We start from the raw sequence: 22,927 nt of genomic DNA, 5'->3' as shown, positions 1-22,927 counted from the left end.
TGCCGGGGTCGTTGTCTTTACCTTTCTGATAGAGGGCTTGGTTTTGGCTCAATACGTCTACACCATGCATCGGCTGAGCAAGGTCGTGCCGCCGAAGCGGGAAATCCTGAAGAACATCTCCCTGTCGTTCTTCCCCGGCGCGAAGATCGGTGTGCTCGGCCTCAACGGCGCGGGCAAGTCGACCCTGCTGCGCATCATGGCCGGCGTCGACAAGGAGTTCGACGGCGAAGCCCGTCCGATGCCGGACATCAATGTCGGCTACCTGCCCCAGGAGCCGCAGCTGGACGCGAGCAAGACCGTCCGCGAGGTCGTCGAGGAAGCGGTGAGCGTGATCAAGGATGCCCAGGCACGCCTGGACGAGGTCTACGCCGCCTACGCCGAGCCGGATGCCGACTTCGACAAGCTGGCTGCCGAGCAGGCCAAGCTCGAAGCGATCCTGCAGGCCTCCGACGGCCACAACCTGGAGCGCCAGCTGGAAGTCGCCGCCGACGCCCTGCGTCTGCCGCCATGGGAGGCCAAGATCGAGCACCTGTCCGGTGGTGAGAAGCGCCGTGTGGCCCTGTGCCGCCTGCTGCTTTCGGCCCCCGACATGCTGCTGCTGGACGAACCGACCAACCACCTGGATGCCGACTCGGTGGCCTGGCTCGAGCACTTCCTGCACGACTTCCCCGGGACCGTGGTGGCGATCACCCACGACCGTTACTTCCTGGACAACGTTGCAGGCTGGATCCTCGAACTGGACCGTGGCGCCGGTATTCCGTACGAAGGCAACTACTCGGGCTGGCTGGAAGCCAAGTCGGCGCGCCTGGAGCAGGAATCCAAGCAGCAGAGCGCTCACGAGCGCGCCATGAAGGAAGAACTGGAGTGGGTGCGCAAAGGCGCCAAGGCCCGCCAGTCCAAGTCCAAGGCTCGTCTGGCACGTTTCGAGGAGATGCAGTCCCAAGAGTTCCAGAAGCGCAGCGAGACCAACGAGATCTACATCCCGGCCGGTCCGCGCCTGGGCGACAAAGTCATCGAGTTCAAGAACGTCACCAAGGGCTACGGCGACCGCGTGCTGATCGACAACCTGTCGTTCTCCATGCCCAAGGGCGCCATCGTCGGCGTGATCGGTGGCAACGGTGCCGGTAAGTCGACCCTGTTCCGCATGCTGATGGGCAAGGAGCAGCCGGACTCGGGCAGCATCGAGATCGGTGAAACCGTGCAACTGGCCTGTGTCGACCAGAGCCGCGAGGACCTGGACGGCAGCAAGACCGTGTTCCAGCAGGTTTCCGACGGCTCGGACGTGATCCGTATCGGCAACTACGAAATCCCGTCGCGTACCTACGTTGGCCGTTTCAACTTCAAAGGCGGCGACCAGCAGAAGTTCGTGAAGGACCTTTCAGGCGGTGAGCGTGGCCGTCTGCACCTGGCCCTGACCCTGAAGGAGGGCGGCAACGTCCTGCTGCTCGACGAACCGTCCAACGACCTCGACGTCGAAACCCTGCGTTCGCTGGAGGAAGCCCTGCTGGACTTCCCGGGCGCCGCGATCGTGATCTCCCACGACCGTTGGTTCCTGGACCGTGTGGCCACTCATATCCTGGCCTACGAGGACGACTCGAACGTGGTGTTCTTCGAGGGCAACTACACCGAGTACGAAGCCGACCGCAAGAAGCGCCTGGGTGATGCCGCTGCCCAACCGCACCGGGTACGGCACAAGAAGCTGGCCCAGTAAGCCGGCACGCGCTGCACAAGAATGGGGCCCTCAGGGGCCCCATTTTTGTGCCTGGCGTCTGAGGTGCCGTTGCCTGAGCGTGGCTGTTGAAGAGGGCCTTGTGTTGAGACCGGGCGCGGTGCAAGGCGCTCTTGAGCGCGCCGATTGGCATGGTGCCGTTTGTATACAGTTATAGAAATTGCACCAGAAAATTTCAAAAAAACGACATATCGCCCTGTTCCGGTGCGATTGGTTCTTGGTAAAGTCTCGGAAAAAACCAATAAGTCCAATCCTCTTGGTGAGATGTCTACCATGATCGAATCCGTCGACGATTTCCTGGCCCGCCTGAAGCAGCGCGACCCGGCCCAGCCTGAATTCCACCAGGCCGTGGAAGAAGTTCTGCGCAGCCTGTGGCCTTTCCTCGAAGCCAACCCCCGCTACCTCAAGGCCGGTATTCTCGAGCGGATGGTCGAGCCCGAGCGTGCCGTACTGTTCCGCGTTTCGTGGGTCGACGACCAAGGCAAGGTGCAAGTCAACCGCGGCTACCGCATCCAGATGAGCAGCGCCATCGGCCCGTACAAGGGCGGCCTGCGTTTCCACCCGTCGGTCAACCTGGGTGTGCTCAAGTTCCTGGCCTTCGAGCAGGTGTTCAAGAATTCGCTGACCTCGCTGCCCATGGGCGGCGGCAAGGGTGGCTCGGACTTCGATCCGAAAGGCAAGAGTGATGCTGAAGTCATGCGCTTCTGCCAGGCCTTCATGAGCGAGCTGTATCGTCACATTGGCGCCGATCTGGACGTTCCGGCCGGTGACATCGGCGTCGGTGCCCGTGAGATCGGCTACCTGTTCGGCCAGTACAAGCGCCTGGCCAACCAGTTCACCTCGGTGCTGACCGGCAAGGGCATGACCTATGGTGGCAGCCTGATCCGCCCAGAAGCCACTGGTTACGGCTGTGTGTATTTCGCCGAAGAAATGCTCAAGCGCCGCGATCTGCGTATCGATGGCCGCCGTGTGGCGATCTCCGGTTCGGGCAACGTGGCCCAGTACGCCGCGCGCAAGGTCATGGACCTGGGCGGCAAGGTTATTTCGCTGTCGGACTCCGAAGGCACCTTGTTCTGCGAAGCCGGCCTGACCGACGAGCAGTGGGATGCGCTGATGGAACTCAAGAACGTCAAGCGCGGCCGCATCAGCGAGATGGCCAGTCAGTACGGCCTGGAGTTCCGCAAAGGCCAGACGCCATGGAGCCTGCCATGCGACATCGCGCTGCCATGCGCCACCCAGAACGAACTCAACGCCGAGGATGCTCGCACCCTGCTGCAAAACGGCTGCATCTGCGTGGCCGAGGGCGCCAACATGCCGACCACCCTCGAGGCGGTGGATATCTTCCTGGAAGCGGGCATCCTCTATGCGCCGGGCAAAGCCTCCAACGCAGGTGGCGTGGCGGTTTCGGGCCTGGAAATGTCGCAGAACGCCATGCGCCTGCTATGGACGGCCGGTGAAGTGGACAGCAAGCTGCACAACATCATGCAGTCGATCCATCACGCTTGCGTGCATTACGGCGAAGAAGCCGATGGCACCATCAACTACGTCAAGGGCGCCAACATCGCTGGCTTCGTCAAGGTCGCCGATGCCATGCTGGCCCAAGGTGTGGTCTAAAAGCCATCACCGACCCTTTCGCGGGTAAACCTGCTCTGGCAAGGTTACCGCCCACCTTGTGGGCGCGGGTTTTGCCCGCGAAAAGGGCGCACGATGTTTCAGGGCTCGCCTTCGATGCTGACGATCTCGATCGACTGATCCCCCGCCGGTCGTCGCCACAGCACTTCATCCCCTGGCCCCGCGCCTAGTAGCGCCCGGCCCAGCGGTGAGCCCCAGTTGACCAGGCCATGCGTGGCGTCGGCCTGGTCTTCCCCCACCAGTTGCACGGTGTGTTGCTGATCGTGTTCGTCGACGAAGGTCACCCGGCTGCCGATCTGCACTTTTTCGGTGGAGTGGGCGGCAGGCACGACTTGGGCGCTCTGCACCCGCGCGGAGAAATACCGTAAATCCCGCTCGCTGTCGGCCAGGCGCTGCTTGTCGGCGCGCTCGCCCTGGGCCAAGAGCTCGCTGCGCAGTGCGTTGAGCTCGGCCACGCGTTGCTGCAGTTGGGCGAGCCCGCTGGCGGTGACGTAGTTGGGCTGGTCGCTGACCCGTCGCTCCACCGGTTGGCTGGCCTGGGCAGCGGCCTGATCCTCGTTGACGAATGCTCGACTCATGAAAGCCTCCTTGTGCAGGAGACTATGGTGGCAGCTTGCGGGTTTCAAGGGTTGTCCGTTTGCGACTCATTGGCGGCGATAGGCGCGTGCGGCGTCGCGGTCTTTTTCCTGCTGCCATTGCCGGTCGCGTTCATCCCAATAGCGTTCGCGATACTGGCGTAGATCTTCGTTGGACTGCATTGCATTGCACTGGCGAAAACCGTCGTCCCAACCGGTTTCGTATTGGCGCTCGTGCAGGTACCGCGCCACGTTCTTGCGAAAGCCCCCGACCATCAGCCCAGCTGCCTGGCGACCGCTGCTGCAGCCGTCTTCGAAACCATCGGCGTAGGCGGGCGGGTAGCCCTGGTCGATCATTTGCTGGTGGGCTGACTGGCAGCCGGCGAGCGACAACGTTATCCACAACCCGACCCCACACCAACGCATGACCACCTACCCTCTGACCGATACGGGAAAGTCTAGGCGGCGATTTGTCGGTGGGGCGTCAAAACCGTGTCAATGAGTCGCACAGTGTCCCGGTGTGCCGACCTGTTCGCGGGTAAACCCGCTCCCACAGACGGTGGCAGCGAGTCGGCTCAGTAGTGGTACCACTTCAACTCCAGCATCACCTCGTTCTGCGCCGTCGCCAGGTGGCTGAACTCGCGGCTGGCGCTTAACCGCAACCCAAGGTTCTGGCTGATTTCCCACTGCTGGTTGAGGCTCAGGGTGCGGCGTACCTCGCCATTGACGAAGTAGTCGCCCTTGGCCTCCAGGGTCAGGTTGCCCAGGCCGTTGCGCCACAACAGCCCGCCGTTGAAGCCTGCCGCCGGGGCGATGAACTGGGCAAAGTCGTTGTGGTGCTCGATCCGCGCCGTGCCCAGGGCGAAGCCCAAGAGGCCGTCGGCCAACTGCCAGGTGGCACCGGCGCCACCGTTGACATGACTGACCAGGACCTCGTCGTCATGCTTGCCCGGCACCCGCTCGAGCCCTCCTGCTACCTGCCAGGACCAGGGCTGGAGCAGCTCGTTGCGTGGTGTCAGGGAACGGATGGTCGCAAGGTCCAGGCGTTGCACCTGCCAGTCGTTGTTTTCGTACTGGCGCAGCTTGAGCTGCAGGATCTCGATCTGCGCGCCCAGCGGGAAACCGTAGGCATTGTCGTTGAGGTCATGGTAGGCCATGCGCAGGCCGTATTCGGCATAGGCGCGGTCGTCGCGGGTGCCGACGCCCAGTTGCCAGGTGCGTGACTGATGGCCGTCCTCGGGCAAGCCCGGCCGCTCGATTGCCAGTGGTGGTGGCGGGTTGCGGTTGATCGCCTGCAACAGTTCAAAGCTGCGCCGGGCCTGGGCCGGGTCACGGACCTGGCCATTGGCGCGATAGCGCTCCAATCGGTAGGCGGCGTCCTGCACGAGGGCTTGGCGTTCGCGGGGCAGGGCGGTGAAGGCGGGGGCCTTCAGTTCTGCGGTATCGGCACTGACGGCCAGCACCTGCTGCTTTTCGTCGTGATCCAGGGATTCGGCGCGGGCTAGCAGTTCACGCTCGCGGGAGGGGCGGTAATGGACGCTGGCGACCAGGCCGGACTGCTTGACCGCCTTGACCGTGTCGGTGGGGATGGCGGTCAGCGGGAACTGCGAGGTGAGGTCCAGGCTGGGGCGGGCCACCTGCAGCAACTCCAGCAGGCGGTAGGAGCAGTTCTCATCGAAGAAGAAGTAATCGAACTGGATCTGTTTGAGTTCCCACACATGCTCGACCATACGCCCGGTCTCTTCGGGGGTCAGGTCCAGCTGGTATTCCCACAGGTCGCGGTTTTCCAGGCTGCGGTACTCGGAGAGTTTTTCCTGGTAGGGCATCAGTGCGAACAGGCCGGGGTAACCGCCCATCAGGCCCTTCCAGGCATAGAGGATGCTGTTGTCGCTGCCTTCGATATAGGCACCGAAGTTGATCGCGTAGCTCAGCAGGGTGGTGTCGTCGCTGCGGGTATTGGACTGGTCGATACGCAGCAGGGTATGGCCGAACATCGACGAAGGGCTGTTCAGGTAGGCCGCCGGAAACACCAACACGGCGCTGTGCGGGTCGATGGATTTGTACCAGGTGGCGAATTCCTGGCAGTTCGGCTGTGGCAAGTCCGTGAGCTGCAGTTGCTCGCGCAGCCAGCGGGTGCGCGCAGGGAAGACGCATTGGACATGCTTGTCGCCCAGGCTGGCCGGGGCATACAGGGCCTGGACCGTTGCCTCGAGCTCCTGATCGGGATGATGGGCGCCATCGGGGGCCAGGAAGAACGCGTCATCGTCCACATAGCTGCGCCAGCCACCGAGCTTGGCCGTCTCGTAGTGGCCCAGGGCAATCCAGTAAGGGGTCGAGGCCAGTTGTTGGACTCGCGCCTGATCGAGCTGTGGCGCGGCATGAAGTGGAGCACTGGCGACCAGCGCCAGGGAAGCGAGGCGTTTGAGCATATCGGGCAACTACGTCTGGATGATGCCGAAGGTGAAAGTGACCGAACCCGCCCCGAAACCGGGGCGGGAAAGGGCAGGACTCAAGCCTCGGTTGCGTATTTGGCCAGGCGTGGGTCGCTCTTGAGGACCGCGAGCGTGTTGCTGTGGACGGTCTCGGCGGTGACGTCGGCGCTGCTGAAGATCTCGCTGAAGTGCTGGTGGGTGACAGCGGCGAAGTGCGCGCGGTCTTCAGGTGCCACACCAAGGACCACGGCATAGGTGGTCAGGGCTTCGCCCTGGCCCTGGGCCATGTCTTCGGAGAGCTCGTTCATCATGCCGTTCATGGCGAACCAGGACTTGCCGCCATAGGTGAGCGCTGCTTTGGTCGAGCAGCCGTTGGTGCCGGAGGTCATGCCGAAGGTCGCGTTGCCGGAAGTGCCGTTGGTGGTGGAAGCCAGGAAGTGGGCCGGTGTACCGCGCTGGCCCTCGAACAGCAAGTTGCCCCAGCCGCAGTTCGGGCCACCCGGCGCTTCCGCCATGGCATTGATCGAAACAGCGGCGAACAGAGTACCCAGAAGAATCCGTTTCATAGCTTTGTTCTCTTTTTCGGTTTCAGTAGACGTACCAATGGTCAGGGGTTCTGGCAACGCGGTTGCCAGGTCGGGAAAGCAAATAGGCCCACCCGCGCAGGTTGGAGTTTAGGCACGATCCAAAGGTTGCGTTATTTATTGCGAAAAATTGCTTGCGCATTCGCATCGGCTGGGCTGCGACATAAAGTCCCGCCAAGCCTTGCAAGCAGCGAGCGGGCAGCGCCAGAATGCCTTTCATCCGCCCCGCCGAAGTAAGGAAACCCAATGCCCGATTCTGTCGCCTCGCGCCTGCGTCTCGCGCCCGAAGCCCTGACCCGGCGTTTCTCCGCTGAGCAGTTTGCCTTTTCCACCACCGACGATCTGGAGCCGTTTCGAGGGGTCCTGGGCCAGGAACGTGCCGTAGAGGCCCTGCAGTTCGGCGTGGCCATGCCGCGCCCAGGCTATAACGTATATGTCATGGGCGAGCCGGGCACCGGCCGCTTCTCGTTCGTCAAGCGCTACCTCAAAGCCGAGGGCAAACGCCAGCAGACGCCGTCTGACTGGGTCTACGTCAACAACTTCGACGACACCCGTGAGCCACGGGCACTGGAGCTGCCGGCTGGCAGCGCCCATGAATTCATCGCCGACATGAACGGCTTGATCGACAACCTGCTGGCCACGTTCCCTGCAGTGTTCGAGCATCCGTCCTACCAACAGAAGAAAGGCGCGATCGACCGGGCGTTTAACCAGCGCTATGACCGCGCCCTGGACGTGATCGAGCGGGCGTCTCTGGAAAAGGACGTGGCCCTATATCGCGACGCCAGCAACGTCGCCTTCACGCCCATGGCCGATGGCAAGGCCCTGGACGAGGCCGAGTTCGCCCAACTGCCCGAGGAGGTGCGCGAGCAGTTCCACGAGGACATCGCCGAACTCGAGGAGCGCCTCAACGAGGAGCTGGCCAGCCTGCCTCAGTGGAAGCGCGAATCGAACAACCAGCTGCGTCAGCTCAACGAAGAGACCATCACCCTGGCCCTTCAGCCGCTGCTGGCGCCGCTGTCTGAAAAATACGCAGAGAATGCGGCCGTCTGCGCTTACCTGCAGTCCATGCAATTGAACCTGCTGCGTACCGTGGTGGAGCAACTGGTCGACGACAGCAAGACCGACGCCGTGGCGCGCAAGATGCTCGAGGAGCAATACGCCCCGAGCCTGGTGGTCGGTCATCATGTCAGCGGCGGAGCACCGATGGTGTTCGAGCCGCACCCGACCTACGACAACCTGTTCGGCCGTATCGAGTACAGCACCGACCAGGGCGCGCTCTATACCTCCTATCGCCAGCTGCGCCCGGGTGCGCTGCACCGGGCCAATGGCGGCTTCCTGATCCTCGAAGCGGAGAAGATGCTCGGCGAGCCGTTCGTCTGGGACGCCCTCAAGCGCGCCCTGCAATCGCGCAAGCTGAAAATGGAATCGCCGCTGGGTGAACTGGGACGGGTCGCCAGCGTGACCCTCACGCCGCAGATGATCCCGCTCACCATCAAGCTGGTCATCATTGGCTCTCGCCAGCTGTACTACGCGCTGCAGGACCACGACTCGGACTTCCAGGAGATGTTCCGGGTGCTGGTGGACTTCGACGAAGACATGCCGATGGTCGACGAGAACCTCGAGCAGTTCGCCCAGTTGCTGCGCACCCGCACCAATGAGGAAGGCATGGCCCCGCTGACCAGCGATGCCGTGGCAAGGCTGGCCACCTACAGCGCCCGTCTTGCGGAGAACCAGTCGCGCCTGTCGGCGCGTATCGGTGACCTGTTCCAGCTGGTCAGCGAGGCGGACTTCATCCGTCAGCTGGCCAGCGAGGACATGACCGACGCCGGGCACATCGAACGCGCCCTCAAGGCCAAGGCCACGCGCACCGGGCGGGTGTCGCAGCGAGTGCTCGACGACATGCTCGCCGGCATCATCCTGATCGACACCGAGGGCGCGGCCATCGGCAAGTGCAACGGCCTGACCGTGCTCGAGGTCGGGGATTCGGCGTTCGGCATGCCGGCGCGGATCTCCGCCACCGTCTACCCGGGCGGCAGCGGCATTGTCGACATCGAGCGCGAAGTCAACCTGGGCCAGCCGATTCACTCCAAGGGCGTGATGATCCTCACCGGTTACCTGGGTAGCCGCTATGCCCAGGAGTTCCCGCTGGCGATCTCGGCGAGCATCGCGCTGGAGCAGTCCTATGGATATGTCGACGGGGACAGCGCATCGCTCGGCGAAGTCTGCACCTTGATCTCGGCCTTGTCCCGCACTCCGCTCAAGCAGTGCTTCGCCATCACCGGCTCGATCAACCAGTTCGGTGAAGTGCAGGCGGTGGGAGGTGTCAACGAGAAGATCGAAGGCTTCTTCCGGCTCTGTGAAGCACGCGGCCTGACGGGCGAGCAAGGCGTGATCATCCCGCGCGCCAACGTCGCCACGCTGATGCTTGATGAGCGGGTGGTCCAGGCGGTCGAGGCCGGACGGTTCCACGTCTATGCCGTGAGCCAGGCCGACGAGGCCCTGAGCCTGCTGGTGGGCGAGGAGGCCGGGGCACCTGACGAGAAGGGCCAGTTCCCTGAGGGCAGCGTCAATGCGCGGGTGGTCGAGCGCTTGCGGGTGATTGCCGAGATGATCAGCGAGGAAGACATCAAGGAAGCTGAGAAAGAGCGCATGGAGGAGGTGGTTGCCCAAGCGAATCCTGCTTGAGTCAATAAACCGGCGCTGGAGGCAAATGGCTACCGTTCAGCGCCGGTTTTCCATCTTTTTGCGCGTGTCTTCTATGCTGGAACTTAGGACGGTATCAGCGTTCAGGATGGAGACAGCCTGAAGTTTTCGGGCTGAACAAGGCTTCACAGAGGGGACGCCGCCATGCGCAACCTCAGCCTCACTCGCCAGTGCCTGGGCCTGGTGACGCGTATCGAATGCAGTATCCGTCCGCTGGCCGGCGACACGGGGATGTGGACCTTGCTCTTCGCTGCCGGGATGGAGGGAGAGCAACCGTCGGCCATCAAGGCTCAAGGGCCGTTCCATGGTCCGCTGGTCGCCGAGTCGGTGCTCAATGCCATCGTCGACAGCCTGACCTTGCATGGTTATCAGGTCGCTGACGACCCGCAGATCTGGTGCCTGCACCTGCAAGCGCAGTTGCGGCGGATCAATGGCGAGCGCTGTCGCAACCTGGGGGATTACCAGTTCCATCCTGAGACCTGATGGCGAGGCAGTCGTTGCGTTCGGCTGCCTGGCGCATGGTGGGTACCGCTTCCACCTGTGGGGGCGGTTGCCCGCGACGCTCTGGGCTCCAGGCTTTTGCTGTCCTGGAGGGGTAGCTATACTCGCGCTCGTTTTTTCGCCATCTGACGAGTCTCTATCTCCCCATGGAACGTATCCTTGAAAATGCGATGTATGCCTCGCGCTGGCTGCTCGCTCCGATCTATTTCGGCCTGTCCCTGGGCCTGCTGGCCCTGGCGCTGAAATTCTTCCAGGAAGTCATCCACGTCCTGCCCAATGTCTTCGCGCTGAGTGAAGCCGACCTGATCCTGGTGATCCTGTCGCTGATCGACATGTCGCTGGTCGGCGGCCTGCTGGTGATGGTGATGATCTCTGGCTACGAAAACTTCGTCTCGCAGTTGGACATCGACGACAACAAAGAGAAGCTCAACTGGCTGGGCAAGATGGATTCTTCTTCGCTGAAGATGAAAGTCGCGGCCTCCATCGTGGCAATCTCCTCGATCCATCTGCTGCGGGTGTTCATGGATGCCCAGAACATCTCCACCGACTACCTGATGTGGTATGTGATCATCCACATGACCTTCGTGGTCTCGGCGTTCGTCATGGGTTACCTGGACAAGCTCACCAAGCACTGATCGACGCCGTTGCCGAGTATCTAGCCGCCGCCCGTCCGTTGCCAAACGGACGGGCGGTTGCGTTCATGGCTTGTGATTTTTCACTGGGTGTACAAAAAATGAGCAGTCATGCGTGGTTCCCACTTGTGAGGTGCTCTCATGAACCTGCATCAGCTCAATGTCGAAGCCAGGGCTGGCCATGTCGAAGAACTCAACCTGATCGCCATCGAAGGCGGTGATTACCTGCTCGAGGCCCGGGTCCAGGGCCATGCCCACCCGCTGGCAGATGGCCGTGGCGAACGGCTGCGGGTGCATTCGGTAGAGGATGCGCGGCAATTGCTCAACGCTTTGCCGATGCTGTCGATGAACCTGGTGCACTGGTCGGTCCAGGACGAAATGTGCGGAATGGGCTCGCATCCGGAAGAGGACTTGAAGGTGCCGATCTCCCAGCGTTCGGCTTGGTAGCCCTGATAGCTGAATCACTGCGCCGCTGTGTGCTAGGCTTCTTGCCCTTTTTCATGCAGGGCGGATTTCCTTCGCCCTCAAGCGGAGAGTGAAATGTCCGAACTGAACCTGAGCACCGACGAAACGCGCGTCAGCTATGGCATTGGCCGTCAGCTGGGCGGTCAACTGCGTGACAACCCGCCACCAGGCGTCAGCCTGGACGCCATCCTGGCCGGCCTGACCGACGCGTTCAACGGTGCCGAGAGCCGTGTCAGCGAAGCCGACCTGTCGGCCAGCTTCAAGGTCATCCGTGAACTGATGCAAGCCGAAGCGGCTGCCAAGGCCGAAGCTGCTGCTGCCGCTGGCAAGCAGTTCCTGGTCGATAACGCCAAGCGTGATGGCATCGTCACCCTGGCGTCGGGCCTGCAGTACGAAGTCCTGACCGCAGGCGAAGGCGCCAAGCCGACTCGCGAAGACAACGTGCGTACCCACTACCATGGCACCCTGATCGACGGCACTGTGTTCGACAGCTCCTACGATCGTGGCCAGCCGGCTGAATTCCCGGTCGGTGGTGTCATCGCGGGCTGGACCGAGGCCCTGCAACTGATGAACGCCGGCAGCAAATGGCGTCTGTACGTGCCGAGCGAGCTGGCCTATGGCGCCCAAGGCGTCGGCAGCATCCCGCCGCACAGCGTACTGGTGTTCGACGTCGAACTGCTCGACGTTCTGTAATGCCGCTGGGGCCGCATTGCGGCCCAATCGCGGGACAAGCCCGCTCCCGCAGGTGCCTTGCATTCAGCGCGTGCGGGAGTCGGCGAAGCTTGCGGTGGCGTCTGCCGAGACGGTATCAGCTCCACTCTGTTCCCCCCGGGCGCAATGCCCGTGCATAGCAATACAGAAACAGATTTCGCACCAACTCCTTGAGCACTCCCGGCTCGCTTGAATTCAGGCCATTGAGGTCCAGGTCGCCCTGGTCGCGCAGTTCATCGAGCGCGTCTTGCTCGAGCACGGCACAGACTTCGCCTGTTTCGCGATGCAGAATGCGCAGGTAGGGGTGGGGCCGGTCGAGCCAGGCATCGATCAGATAGGTCATGGCTGTTCTCCTTGGAATGCGGTTCCAATGAGAATAATTCTTATTACGAGAATGGCAAGTCCCTATTGGAAGTTTTCTTCCGGGCGGGGTAGGGGCTTGTTGAGCTGACGGGGCCGCCTGGGTGGCGGCCCCGGTGTGCGGGTCAGACCTTGCGCACGAACTCGGACTTCAGCTTCATGGCGCCGATGCCGTCGATCTTGCAGTCGATATCGTGGTCGCCATCGCACAGGCGGATGTTCTTGACCTTGGTGCCGACCTTCACCACCAGGGAAGATCCTTTGACCTTGAGGTCCTTGATGACGGTGACGGTATCGCCGTCCTGCAGGACATTGCCGACCGAATCCTTTTTCACCACGTCGTCGCTGGCGGCTTCGGCTTCGCCGTTGGCCGACCACTCGTGGGCGCATTCAGGGCAGATCAGCTGAGTGCCATCCTCATAGGTGTATTCGGAGTTGCATTTGGGGCAAGGTGGCAAAGTGCTCACAGGGGTTCCTCAAGACAAGCGGGATTAAGGCCCACATTGTATAAGGTTTTGATCGGATAGTGTGTTTTGCCTGTGCAAATGCATTCGCGGGTAACCCGACTCCCACAGACGCGGTGCAATCTGTGGGAGCCGTGTTACCCGCGAATGAGGGCGATGCGAGCTTAGTGGGTACGGGCTACCGCGAATTCGCTCAGTTCGATCAGTGCGTCACGGTATTCGCTGGCGGGCAGCACTTCCAGGCATTCGATGGCGCGCTTGACGTAGTCACGGGCCAGCTGGGCGGTATAGTCCAGGGCGCCGGAGGCTTCCACGGCGACGCGGATCTGCTCCAGGTCCTCGATACCGCCTTTCTGGATCGCCTGGCGTACCAGGGCGGCCTGTTCGGCGGTGCCTTCGCGCATGGTGTAGATCAGCGGCAGGGTTGGCTTGCCCTCGGCCAGGTCGTCGCCGACGTTCTTGCCCAGGGTCTGCGAGTCGCCCTTGTAGTCCAGCAGGTCGTCGACCAGTTGGAAGGCCACGCCCAGGTGGTCGCCGAAGGTGCGCAGGGCTTCGCGCTGCTCGTCGCTGGCGCCAGCCAGTGCAGCGGCGCTGTGGGTGGAGGCCTCGAACAGCATCGCGGTCTTGCCACGGATGACATCCATGTAGACTTCTTCGGTGGTGCTGGCATCGCGAACTCGCGACAGTTGCAGCACTTCGCCCTCGGCGATCACCCGGGTGGCCTTGGAGAGGATCTGCATGACTGGCATCGAGCCCAGCTCGACCATCATCTCGAACGAACGCGAATAGAGGAAGTCGCCGACCAGCACGCTCGGGGCGTTGCCCCACAGGGCGTTGGCGGTGGAACGGCCACGACGCATGCCGGACATGTCGACCACGTCGTCGTGCAGCAGGGTGGCGGTGTGCAGGAACTCGATGGTCGCCGCCAGCAAGCGTAGGTCGTCGCCTTCACGGCCCAGGGCCTTGCCGCACAGCAGCACCAGCAGTGGGCGCAGGCGCTTGCCGCCAGCGGACGTGATATAGTCGCCGATCTTCGATACCAGCGGCACGCGCGAGGTCAGCTGCTTCTTGATGATCTCGTCGACGGCGCTGAAATCGTCAGCTACCGCGCGGTAGAAGGTTTGGGGTTGCATCGGCTGCTCCATTGAGGTTGCGCGGCATGCTAGGTCGCGGGTCCCGGTGTGTCAAGGCGCGGTGCCCGTGGCCCCTGGCCGCCACTTGCAAGCATTTATTGGGTTGCGTACAATCGCGCACCCTAACTTCCTGGGCAGCACCTGCCTTACGCAATTGCACCGGGCCGTTCCAGCCCAGTGCAGCCATGCCAGCCAATACTCATCATATAAAGCGCTGGGTGAGCAGGATTATCGGAGAAATACCCAATGTCTTACGCAGTAATCGTTACCGGCGGCAAGCAGTACAAAGTCGCTGAAGGTGAATTCCTCAAGATCGAGAAGCTGGAAGTCGCTACTGGCGAATCCGTGACCTTCGATCGCGTTCTGCTGGTCGCCAACGGCGAAGAAGTCACCATCGGCGCTCCAGTCGTCGCAGGTGCCAAGGTTGTGGCTGAAGTCGTTTCGCAAGGCCGTCACGACAAGGTTCGCATCATCAAGTTCCGTCGTCGTAAGCACCACATGAAGCGCATGGGCCACCGCCAGTGGTTCACCGAAATCAAAATCACCGGTATCCAGGCTTAATCGCCCCGATCCCCTGAATTTATTGGAGAATTGAACCATGGCACACAAAAAGGCTGGTGGTAGTACTCGTAACGGTCGCGACTCAGAATCGAAACGCCTTGGCGTGAAGATGTATGGTGGCCAGGTTATCAAGCCAGGCAACATCATCGTCCGCCAGCGCGGCACCGAATTCCACGCCGGCTACGGCGTTGGTATGGGCAAGGATCACACCCTGTTCGCCAAGATCGAAGGCGTGATCAAGTTCGAGAAGAAAGGCGAGTTCGGTCGTCGTTACGTAAGCGTCGTCGCGGCCTAATCGCGCTGTCGCTGGAGAAGCCCCGTCATGCGACGGGGCTTTTTCGTTTGTGGTGAGCCTCTTGCAAAGCTGTTTGTATGGGCTGCCGGCGTGGGTTTCTACGGTCGTACGGGGCCGCCGCGCTCATTTTTGCAAGAGCCTCATGTAATTGAGTCATTCAGCTCGTCGGAAGACGAGAGGCGGTTTTTATGAAGTTTGTTGACGAAGTATCGATCCGGGTCAAGGCCGGTGACGGCGGCAATGGTTGCATGAGCTTCCGCCGCGAGAAGTTCATCGAGAACGGTGGTCCCAACGGTGGTGATGGTGGCGACGGCGGTTCGGTGTACATGGTTGCCGATGAGAACCTCAACACCCTGGTTGACTACCGCTACACCCGCCACCACGAAGCCCAGCGTGGTCAGAACGGTGGCAGCACCGACTGCACCGGCAAGAAGGGTGAGGACCTGTTCCTGCGTGTGCCGGTCGGCACCACTGTGATCGACGCCTCGACCCAGGAAGTGATCGGCGACCTGGTCACCCCGGGACAGAAGCTGATGGTCGCCCAGGGCGGCTGGCACGGCCTGGGCAACACCCGTTTCAAGTCCAGCACCAACCGTGCGCCGCGTCAGACCACGCCAGGCAAGCCGGGTGAGCAGCGCGACCTGAAGATGGAGCTGAAAGTCCTGGCCGACGTCGGTCTGCTGGGTTTGCCGAATGCGGGCAAGAGCACCTTCATTCGTGCGGTTTCCGCAGCCAAGCCGAAGGTCGCCGACTACCCGTTCACCACCCTGGTGCCGAACCTGGGTGTGGTCAGCGTCGACCGCTGGAAGAGCTTCGTCATCGCCGACATCCCGGGCCTGATCGAAGGTGCATCCGACGGCGCCGGCCTGGGTATCCGCTTCCTCAAGCATCTGGCGCGCACCCGTGTGCTGTTGCACCTGGTCGACCTGGCGCCGCTGGACGGCAGCAGCCCGGCCGATGCCGCTGAAATCATCCTCAACGAGCTGGCGCAGTTCAGCCCGGCTTTGGTCGATCGTGAGCGTTGGCTGGTGCTGAACAAGGCTGACATGATCATGGACGAGGAGCGCGAAGAGCGCGTCAAGGAAGTCGTAGAGCGCTTGAACTGGGATGGTCCGGTCTACGTGATTTCGGCCATTGCCAAGCAGGGCACCGAGCAGCTCAGCCACGACCTGATGCGTTACCTGGAAGATCGCGCCGACCGCCTGGCCAACGACCCGGCCTACGCCGAAGAACTGGCCGAGCTCGACCAGCGTATCGAAGATGAAGCCCGTGCCCAGCTGCAGGCGCTGGATGACGCGCGTACGCTGCGCCGCACCGGCGTCAAGAGCGTGCACGACATCGGCGACGACGATGACTGGGATGATTTCGAGGACGACGAAGACGGTCCGGAAATCATTTACGTGCGCGACTGATCGGTTGCAGTACACTAAACGCCGCTCAAACGAGCGGCGTTTTTGTATCTACGGTATCTACAGATTCGACATAGGTTGGAAGAGAAGATGCGAAGCAAGGTGACGGGCGCCAAGCGCTGGGTCGTGAAGATCGGCAGCGCCCTGCTGACGGCGGATGGCAAAGGCCTCGACCGCGGTGCCATGGCCGTCTGGGTCGAGCAGATGGTCGCACTGCGGGAAGCAGGTGTGGAATTGGTGCTGGTCTCCTCCGGGGCCGTGGCGGCGGGCATGAGCCAGCTGGGCTGGACCTCGCGACCGAGCGCGATGAACGAGCTGCAGGCTGCCGCTTCCATTGGCCAGATGCGCCTGGTGCAGGCGTGGGAGTCGAGCTTCGGCGAGCACGGCAAGCACACCGCGCAAATTCTTCTGACCCATGATGACCTTTCCGACCGCAAGCGTTACCTCAATGCACGCAGCACCCTGCGTACCTTGGTCGACCTGGGTGTGGTCCCGGTGATCAACGAGAACGACACCGTGGTCACCGACGAGATCCGTTTCGGCGACAACGACACCCTGGCCGCCCTGGTGGCCAACCTGGTGGAAGCCGACCTGCTGGTGATCCTCACCGACCGCGACGGCATGTTCGACGCCGACCCACGCAATAACCCGCAGGCGCAGCTGATCTATGAGGCTCGCGCCGATGATCCGTCGCTCGATGCCGTTGCTGGCGGTACCGGTGGTGCCCTCGGCCGTGGCGGCATGCAGACCAAACTGCGTGCCGCGCGCCTGGCGGCCCGTTCCGGCGCCCATACCATCATCATCGGTGGCCGCATCGAGCGTGTCCTGGACCGCCTGAAGGCCGGCGAGCGCCTGGGGACCCTGCTGTCGCCCGAGCGCGGCATGCTCGCCGCGCGCAAGCAGTGGCTGGCTGGCCATCTGCAAACCCGCGGGACCCTGGTGCTGGACGACGGCGCCGTGAAGGCCTTGCGCGAATCGAACAAGAGCCTGCTGCCGGTCGGCGTGAAGACCGTGCAGGGCAGCTTCCGTCGTGGCGAGATGGTGGTCTGCGTGGGGCCCGATGGCCGTGAAGTGGCCCGTGGCCTTGCCAACTACAGCGCCCTGGAGGCGCAGAAGATCATTGGTCAGCCTTCCGATGCCATCGAGAGCCTGCTGGGCTACAGCGCCGAGCCGGAGCTGGTGCACCGCGACAACCTGGTGCTGGTCTGAGGAGGCGGGTGTGCTTAAAAAGATGATTGCCGTGGCGGCTTTGACGCTGCCGATGTTGGCCGGAGCCGATGAAATCGGCCAGGTGTCCACTGTGTTCAAGTTCATCGGGCCGAACGACCGCATTGTGGTCGAGGCGTTCGACGATCCGAAGGTCGAGGGTGTGACCTGCTACCTGTCGCGGGCCAAGACGGGTGGTGTGAAAGGTGGGCTGGGCCTGGCCGAAGACCGCGCGGAAGCGTCGATCGCCTGCCGTCAGGTCGGTCCGATCAACTTCAAGGGTGAGCTCAAGGACGGCGAGGAAGTGTTCAAGGAGCGCACCTCGCTGGTGTTCAAGACCATGCAGGTGGTGCGCTTTCTGGACAAGAAGCGCAACACGCTGGTGTACCTGGTGTACAGCGACCGGATGATAGAAGGTAGCCCGCAGAATGCGGTAACGGCAATTCCTATCCTGCCGTGGGCGCAGTGATACCTGATTGACCGCCGGGAGGCTTCGGCCTCCCATCCTCGGCTGTCATGGGTTCACGCCCAGCGGACTCCCTGTAGGCGCTGGAGATAGCCTGCGAAGGGCCGCAAAAGCGGCCCCTGTTTACCGAGTCAGGCCAGTTCCTCAGCCACATCCTCACGCACGATCGCCTTCACTTCATCGATACGGCTGATGAACTTCCAGTCCGCTTCGTCGATGTAGATGCCGTTCGGCCCGCTACCCCCTTCCAGATCAATCGCGACCCGCGCCGACACCTGCGGCTTCACACTCGCGAGAATCGGCACGAAGCCCAGCTGTTGGCTGGTTTCCAGCAGCGCTGCCTGGTTACGTTCGTCGATGTCCGCCGCCTCGTCGAGGTAGTAGGGCAGGCGAATGCGCCCGGCCAGATCGCGATCCATCAAGTGCAGCAACAGGTACATGTTGGTCAGCGCCTTGATGGTCATGGTGGTGCCGTTGGATGCGGCGCCATCGATGTCGGCGTGGATCACGGGCTGGCTGTTGATCTTGGTGATCTCGAAGGCCAGCTCGAACAGGTCCTTCAGGCCCAGCTGGTTGTGGTTGGCCGCCACCAGTCGCGCCAGGTACTCCTTGGCCTCTTCGTTCTTGTGATCCTGCTCGGCGCTCTGGGTCAGGTCGAACACCGACAGGGTCTCGCCTTCTTCGTACTGGCCGGCGCTGTGGATGATTTGGTCGATGTGCTTGAGCGCTTCCTTGTTCGGTGCCAGGACCACACGGAAGCTTTCCAGATTGGACACCTGACGCCGGTTGATCTCGCGGTTGAACAGCGCCAGTTGGTGCTCGAGGCTGTCGTAGTCGCTGCGGATGTTGCGCAGGGTCCGGGCAATGTCGGTGACCGCCGCGCGACGGGCCTTGGCCAGGGTCAGGGCCTCTTCGGTGCGGTGCGAGTAGGCATTGATCAGCAGTTGCAGGCGGCGCTCCATGTCGTCTTCGCTGTCGAACTTGGCCACGCCCTTGAGGCGTACCTGGGCATACAGCGCCTCGATCTGGTTGTCCACCCGCTGCAGCGCCTGCCAGCTGTCCTGGTAGTCGTTGAGCAGTGGCAGCAGGTTGTCCATGGAGTCGTCGACCGCTTCCATGAATGGCGTGCCGAACGGCAGCTCGGCGGGCAGCAGCTGGCGGCGGCGCAAGGCGTCGTCGAGGGTACGCTGCTTGGCTTCGAGGTCGGCGATCTGCCGGCCGACCAGTTGCAGCTTGGCCGACAATTGCTGGACGCGTTCGGTGAAGGCGTCGCTGGAGCGCTTGAGCTCGTCCTGGGCGGCTTCCAGCTGCGCCAGTTGCTCCATCTTATCGGGCTCTTCGGCGCTCAGGGTTTCGCTGCGGCGGAAGTCTTCCAGGGCCTTCTGGGCGTCGAGCACCTGTTGGTACAGGGCCTCGGTCTGGGCCTTGCTCGCGTTGCGGTCGGCGGCAACTGCCTGCTGGGTCTTGAGCTGCTTGAGTTCTTTTTCCAGGCGCTCTTTCTGGTCGCGCAAGGCGGCGCGGTCGGCCAGGGCCTGCAGGGCCGGTGGATCGATATGCGACAGGTCGATGGACAGGCCAGGCGCCTCGAAGCGCTCGCCCTTGAAGCTGTCGAGCACTGCCTCGAGCGTCTTGACCCAGACGTCGCTGTCGTCCAGCTCGATGCCGCGATCGCCCAGCGGCAGGCTGAACAGCGCACCGTTGAACAGGCGCATCAGGCGGTCGACATCCTGCTGGGAGAACTCCTCGCGCAGGCGGGCATAGCTGTTGTTGTCGGCGTGGTCGAGCTGCTGCTTGACCTGCTTGAGGCGTTTCTCCAGATCGCGCACGCGCTCGTCGAGGTCCTCGGCGGAGAACTGACGCGACTGGGCCAGGGCGCCGGCCAGTTCGTCGTGGGCGTCCTTGGCGGCCAGCAGTTGCTGTTCCAGGACCTTGGCATCTTCGACCAGGGCGAAGCGGTGCTTGAGTACCGACAGCTCGCCAAGCCAGCGCTGGATACCGGTGATCTCGCGCTCCAGGCGCATCAGCTCCTGGGTGCCGCCGCGCTGATCGTTCTGTAGGCGGTCCTGCTCGCCGCGGTAGTGCTCGGCCTGGATGACCAGTTCTTCCTTGCGCGCCATGGCGTATTCCTGCCAGGTGCCCAGCAGGTTGTCGAGCAGGGGCGAGAGGCGGTGCAGCTTGCCGCGCAGGATGTCGCGCTGGGCCACGCCGCCGGCCAGGGCCTCGACCAGCGGGCCTGCGGCGACCAGGGCGTTGTAGTCCTGCTCCATGCGGCGCACGTCGCGGAAGGCTTCCTCGCAGGCGGCGATGTAGTCGACGCTGCCCGAGCGCAGGCTGTGCTCGAAGGCATCGAGGAACAGCTGCTTGAGCTTGGCTGCGGTGATCTCGCGCATGTGCAGCAGGTTGATGAACAGCGATCGGAAGGTCTTCAAGCTCTGTTCGCTGGTCGAGCGCAGCGGGATCAGGGTCAGGTCCAGCGGCACCGACGTATGGCCGCCGACCAGCAGTCGGCGCAGTTCGTCGGGCTTGAGTTCGTAGGCCTTCAGGCCGTGCTGCTCGAGGTTGGTGAACAGCTCCTTTTGGCGCAGGCAGGTGTCGTTCTTCTGGTAGTGCGCCAGGTCCAGTTGGCCCTGGTAGGCGAAGAACTGGTGGCCGAAGCCGCCCCCTGGGCCGCGGCCGACCACACCGATCACGTGGGGGCCGTGGGGCAGGTTCAGCTCGCAGAGGATGTAGCTGGTGTCGCTGGCGAAGTAGAACCGGCGTGACTGCTCCAGGCTGTACTTGCCGAAGCTCATGTCGGACATGCGCGCCAGGATCGGGAACTGCAAGGCGTTGATCGAGGCGGATTTACCGAGGTTGTTGGCACCATAGACCGACAGTGGCTGCTCCAGAGGGAACAGTCCCAGGCTGTAGCCGGCGGTGTTGAGCAGTGCGAAGCGGCGAATACCGTAGCGTTCCTGGCTCATGCGTCAATCTCCTGTTGCTCTTCGCGGATGGCTCGGGCGAGGGCTTCTTCCTCGCTCTCCTCGCTGTCGAACGGCGACAGGTCGAGCGGATCGTCGGTGCGGTTGAGTGCTTCCGGGCTTTCTTCTTCGACCAGGACCGGCGTTGGCAGCGGCAGGTCGCTGTGCAGGCTGGCGGCCAGATCCCGGTCCTGCTGGACCGACAGGCATACATCCAGGAAGCGGTGCATCGGCGGCAGGAAGCGGTAGATGCCGCCTTCCTCGTGGGCAAAGCCCAGCTGGGTCATGCGGCGCAGGATCTTTTCTTCCAGCTCGTCGACGGTCTGCACTTCGGCCTGGATGAACAGGTCGCGGTACTTTTCCAGCAGTGAAGGCAGCTCATCGCGGCCAATGCTGCCGCCGTCGAGCACGGCCATCGGATCGCGGCCCTGGTCGGCCAGGTGCTCGACTAGGATGAAGGTGAACAGCGACAGGCGCTGGGCGGTCTTGTTGACCTGCGCGGCGGCTTGCTCGGGCACGAAGTAGTAAAACCCGCGGGTATCGCACACCAGCTCGAAGCCCAGGGCCTTGAACAGGGTACGGTACTGGTCCTGGAAGTTCGACAACTGGGCATACAGCTCAGGGTCGCGGCGGCTGATGTGAAAACCTTTGAACAGCTCGCGGAAGATGGGGGCGAGCTGGGACAGTTCGGAAAGATCAAGATGCATTGGCTGGGCTCGCGTTGGATTCGGGCGTGGTTTCGCGGCTGGAGGTCAGGGCGAAGGAGCGCAGGCTGACCAGGTGCTCGCGGGTGGTGTACTCGCGGCGGTCCAGGCGTTCGCGGCTAAAGCGCTTCTCCCGCGACAGGCGCGAGAACCAGTACAGCAATTCGTCGGTGGCGCCTTCGGGCTCCTGCTCGAGCAGCCAGACCATCAGATCTGGCAGGGGCAGGGCGTCCTCGCAGCGCTCGAGCATTTCCTTGACCGTGCGCGGAGCGCGGGGCAGCGGGCCTTTCTGGCTCTTGTGCGCCTTGGGGAAGCGCGCCGGCTTGGGCTCGAAGCGGGCCAGGGCATACACATAGGCCTCGACCTGGCTGGCGCTGCCGAGGAACGTGCTCTGCGGGCGGGTGAACATCGGCATGGCCGCATGCGGCACCGCATCGATGCCTTTGCGGCGGATCACCGACAGGGCAAGGGCCGCGCCACGGGTGACCGCGTTGTGCCGGCGCGCCTCTTCGCGCAGCGGCAGCAGCAGCTCGCGGGCGTGGCGCAGGGTGAGCTGGGCGCTGGTCTGCATCTCGAGGATGCGCGCATGGGTGCGCAGCAACATGTCGTCGTCGACCAGGTGGCCCAGACGCGCCTGCTCGCCCAGCAGGCGCAGCAGCACGGTCTCGACCTTGCGTACGCCCTGTTCGAAGGCGCCGTCGGCATTGACCAGCTGGATCATCGGCTCGACGTATTCGTCCCAGGTCGCCAGGACTTCGGCGTAACGTTGGCGCAGGGGGATCTGGCGGTTGCTGGTCTTGGCCCGTTCGGCCACGGCGACCAGCGCCTGCTCGTCGTTGTCGAGTTTCTTCAGGACATCGCGCACGCGCATGTCGAGCAGGCGCAGCTGGCGCGCCAGGTCGTCGCTGTCGCGGTTGTCGAAGGCGTCCTGGATGTGCCCGGCCAGGCGCTCCAGATGGCGCAGGTAGGCCTCGATCTCCAGGCACAGGCCCAGGCGGTGCTCGCGGCGCAGGTAGGCGAGGAAGTCGTGGATCTGGGCGTTGAGCTCGAAGCGGTTCGGGCTCTTGGCCACCGGCACCAGGATATCCAGGCGTATCCAGACGTCCAGCAGCTGGGTGATGTCCTGCGGCGTACTTTCCACCTGCTGCCGGGCCAGCTGCTGGCGCAGTTCGACCAGGCTCAGGGTGCCCTGGTCGAAACGCTCGCACAGCGGCTCGATCAGGGCCCAGTGTTCGGCTAGGGCGCGCAGGACGCGCTTGGGTTCGATCATTGGCGGGTCGACTCGTTGCCAAATAAAAGGGGCGATTGTACTGCATCCGGGGGGGAGGATTTCACCCCTTGGTCTGTAATCAGGGATGGCCCGGAGCCTTGCAGAGAATTGCCTGGCCTCTTCGCGGGCAAGCCT

At 62.9% G+C, this 22,927-nt stretch carries 22 protein-coding genes; 12 read left to right on the top strand and 10 right to left on the bottom strand.

Annotated elements, in window-relative coordinates; translation table 11 throughout:
- The first annotated feature begins 43 nt into the window (after window positions 1–43).
- Window positions 44–1,711: an energy-dependent translational throttle protein EttA gene (gene ettA / locus ABOA88_RS06720; RefSeq protein ID WP_196169800.1), complete on the top strand. Its 1,668-nt coding sequence runs from the start codon at window positions 44–46 to the stop codon at window positions 1,709–1,711.
- Between the two features lie 291 nt (window positions 1,712–2,002).
- The gene (gdhA, locus tag ABOA88_RS06715) at window positions 2,003–3,343 is read left to right on the top strand and encodes an NADP-specific glutamate dehydrogenase (protein ID WP_196169799.1); all 1,341 of its coding nucleotides are present in this window, start codon (window positions 2,003–2,005) and stop codon (window positions 3,341–3,343) included.
- A gap of 98 nt (window positions 3,344–3,441) precedes the next feature.
- Here the strand turns inward: gdhA and ABOA88_RS06710 are convergent, their stop codons facing one another.
- From ABOA88_RS06710 to ABOA88_RS06695, 4 genes are all read right to left on the bottom strand, one after another.
- Window positions 3,442–3,939 carry a GreA/GreB family elongation factor gene (locus ABOA88_RS06710; protein WP_196169798.1) on the bottom strand — a complete coding sequence of 166 codons (498 nt, stop codon included), beginning with the start codon at window positions 3,937–3,939 and terminating at the stop codon, window positions 3,442–3,444.
- Window positions 3,940–4,005: 66 nt separating this feature from the next.
- Window positions 4,006–4,362 (bottom strand): hypothetical protein, encoded by a 357-nt coding sequence (locus tag ABOA88_RS06705; RefSeq protein ID WP_196169797.1) that lies wholly within the window; start codon window positions 4,360–4,362, stop codon window positions 4,006–4,008.
- A 149-nt stretch (window positions 4,363–4,511) separates the two neighbouring features.
- Entirely contained in the window at window positions 4,512–6,365 is a 1,854-nt protein-coding gene (locus tag ABOA88_RS06700) for an Lnb N-terminal periplasmic domain-containing protein (RefSeq protein ID WP_196169796.1), read from the bottom strand.
- Between the two features lie 80 nt (window positions 6,366–6,445).
- The gene (locus tag ABOA88_RS06695) at window positions 6,446–6,934 is read right to left on the bottom strand and encodes a DUF3015 domain-containing protein (protein ID WP_043208451.1); all 489 of its coding nucleotides are present in this window, start codon (window positions 6,932–6,934) and stop codon (window positions 6,446–6,448) included.
- Window positions 6,935–7,198: 264 nt separating this feature from the next.
- Here ABOA88_RS06695 and ABOA88_RS06690 point away from each other — a divergent pair, with 264 nt between their 5' ends.
- The 5 genes from ABOA88_RS06690 to ABOA88_RS06670 all read left to right on the top strand — a co-directional run bounded on the left by ABOA88_RS06690 (window position 7,199) and on the right by ABOA88_RS06670 (window position 11,946).
- The gene (locus ABOA88_RS06690) at window positions 7,199–9,637 is read left to right on the top strand and encodes a Lon protease family protein (protein ID WP_196169795.1); all 2,439 of its coding nucleotides are present in this window, start codon (window positions 7,199–7,201) and stop codon (window positions 9,635–9,637) included.
- 162 nt (window positions 9,638–9,799) lie between these two features.
- The gene (locus tag ABOA88_RS06685) at window positions 9,800–10,138 is read left to right on the top strand and encodes a PA4575 family protein (RefSeq protein WP_043208458.1); all 339 of its coding nucleotides are present in this window, start codon (window positions 9,800–9,802) and stop codon (window positions 10,136–10,138) included.
- Window positions 10,139–10,302: 164 nt separating this feature from the next.
- Entirely contained in the window at window positions 10,303–10,791 is a 489-nt protein-coding gene (locus ABOA88_RS06680; RefSeq protein ID WP_043208460.1) for a TIGR00645 family protein, read from the top strand.
- Between the two features lie 138 nt (window positions 10,792–10,929).
- Window positions 10,930–11,235, top strand: coding sequence for a DUF6482 family protein (locus tag ABOA88_RS06675; RefSeq protein ID WP_196169794.1), 306 nt, complete (start codon window positions 10,930–10,932; stop codon window positions 11,233–11,235).
- Window positions 11,236–11,328: 93 nt separating this feature from the next.
- Window positions 11,329–11,946: an FKBP-type peptidyl-prolyl cis-trans isomerase gene (locus ABOA88_RS06670; protein ID WP_196169793.1), complete on the top strand. Its 618-nt coding sequence runs from the start codon at window positions 11,329–11,331 to the stop codon at window positions 11,944–11,946.
- A gap of 115 nt (window positions 11,947–12,061) precedes the next feature.
- On the opposite strand, the gene ABOA88_RS06665 is transcribed toward ABOA88_RS06670, so the two are convergent.
- The 3 genes from ABOA88_RS06665 to ABOA88_RS06655 all read right to left on the bottom strand — a co-directional run bounded on the left by ABOA88_RS06665 (window position 12,062) and on the right by ABOA88_RS06655 (window position 13,921).
- Window positions 12,062–12,307, bottom strand: a complete 246-nt coding sequence (locus ABOA88_RS06665) for a PA4570 family protein (protein WP_196169792.1) — start codon at window positions 12,305–12,307, stop codon at window positions 12,062–12,064.
- Between the two features lie 142 nt (window positions 12,308–12,449).
- Window positions 12,450–12,791, bottom strand: coding sequence for a zinc ribbon domain-containing protein YjdM (locus ABOA88_RS06660; RefSeq protein ID WP_043208469.1), 342 nt, complete (start codon window positions 12,789–12,791; stop codon window positions 12,450–12,452).
- A 161-nt stretch (window positions 12,792–12,952) separates the two neighbouring features.
- A complete protein-coding gene (locus tag ABOA88_RS06655; protein WP_070092742.1) occupies window positions 12,953–13,921 on the bottom strand; it encodes a polyprenyl synthetase family protein in 969 nt (322 codons plus the stop codon).
- Window positions 13,922–14,167: 246 nt separating this feature from the next.
- On the opposite strand from ABOA88_RS06655, the gene rplU reads away from it, so the two are divergent.
- The 5 genes from rplU to ABOA88_RS06630 all read left to right on the top strand — a co-directional run bounded on the left by rplU (window position 14,168) and on the right by ABOA88_RS06630 (window position 17,861).
- The gene (rplU, locus tag ABOA88_RS06650) at window positions 14,168–14,482 is read left to right on the top strand and encodes a 50S ribosomal protein L21 (protein WP_003247466.1); all 315 of its coding nucleotides are present in this window, start codon (window positions 14,168–14,170) and stop codon (window positions 14,480–14,482) included.
- 37 nt (window positions 14,483–14,519) lie between these two features.
- Window positions 14,520–14,777, top strand: coding sequence for a 50S ribosomal protein L27 (gene rpmA / locus ABOA88_RS06645; protein ID WP_043208473.1), 258 nt, complete (start codon window positions 14,520–14,522; stop codon window positions 14,775–14,777).
- A gap of 188 nt (window positions 14,778–14,965) precedes the next feature.
- A complete protein-coding gene (gene cgtA, locus ABOA88_RS06640) occupies window positions 14,966–16,189 on the top strand; it encodes an Obg family GTPase CgtA (protein ID WP_196169791.1) in 1,224 nt (407 codons plus the stop codon).
- Between the two features lie 87 nt (window positions 16,190–16,276).
- Window positions 16,277–17,395 (top strand): glutamate 5-kinase, encoded by a 1,119-nt coding sequence (proB, locus tag ABOA88_RS06635; protein WP_043208477.1) that lies wholly within the window; start codon window positions 16,277–16,279, stop codon window positions 17,393–17,395.
- Between the two features lie 22 nt (window positions 17,396–17,417).
- Window positions 17,418–17,861: a CreA family protein gene (locus ABOA88_RS06630; RefSeq protein WP_196169841.1), complete on the top strand. Its 444-nt coding sequence runs from the start codon at window positions 17,418–17,420 to the stop codon at window positions 17,859–17,861.
- A gap of 128 nt (window positions 17,862–17,989) precedes the next feature.
- Here ABOA88_RS06630 and mksF read toward each other — a convergent pair whose 3' ends face one another.
- Genes mksF through mksB form a run of 3 tightly spaced genes read right to left on the bottom strand, consistent with a single transcriptional unit; the run spans window position 17,990 to window position 22,792 of the window.
- The gene (gene mksF, locus ABOA88_RS06625; protein ID WP_196169790.1) at window positions 17,990–20,821 is read right to left on the bottom strand and encodes an Mks condensin complex protein MksF; all 2,832 of its coding nucleotides are present in this window, start codon (window positions 20,819–20,821) and stop codon (window positions 17,990–17,992) included.
- Window positions 20,818–21,525, bottom strand: a complete 708-nt coding sequence (gene mksE, locus ABOA88_RS06620) for an Mks condensin complex protein MksE (protein WP_196169789.1) — start codon at window positions 21,523–21,525, stop codon at window positions 20,818–20,820. Before mksE ends, mksF begins: the two co-directional genes overlap by 4 nt.
- Complete coding sequence (mksB, locus tag ABOA88_RS06615; RefSeq protein ID WP_043208486.1) at window positions 21,515–22,792, bottom strand: Mks condensin complex protein MksB; 1,278 nt, start codon at window positions 22,790–22,792, stop codon at window positions 21,515–21,517. The genes mksE and mksB overlap by 11 nt, the downstream gene beginning before the upstream one ends.
- Window positions 22,793–22,927 lie beyond the last annotated feature (135 nt).

The sequence above is a fragment of the Pseudomonas sp. PKS genome, assembly GCF_051913525.1.
Taxonomy (GTDB): domain Bacteria; phylum Pseudomonadota; class Gammaproteobacteria; order Pseudomonadales; family Pseudomonadaceae; genus Aquipseudomonas; species Aquipseudomonas guariconensis_D.
The sequence above is the reverse complement of the archived record's forward strand: the minus strand, read 5'-3'. Positions and strand labels throughout refer to the sequence as shown.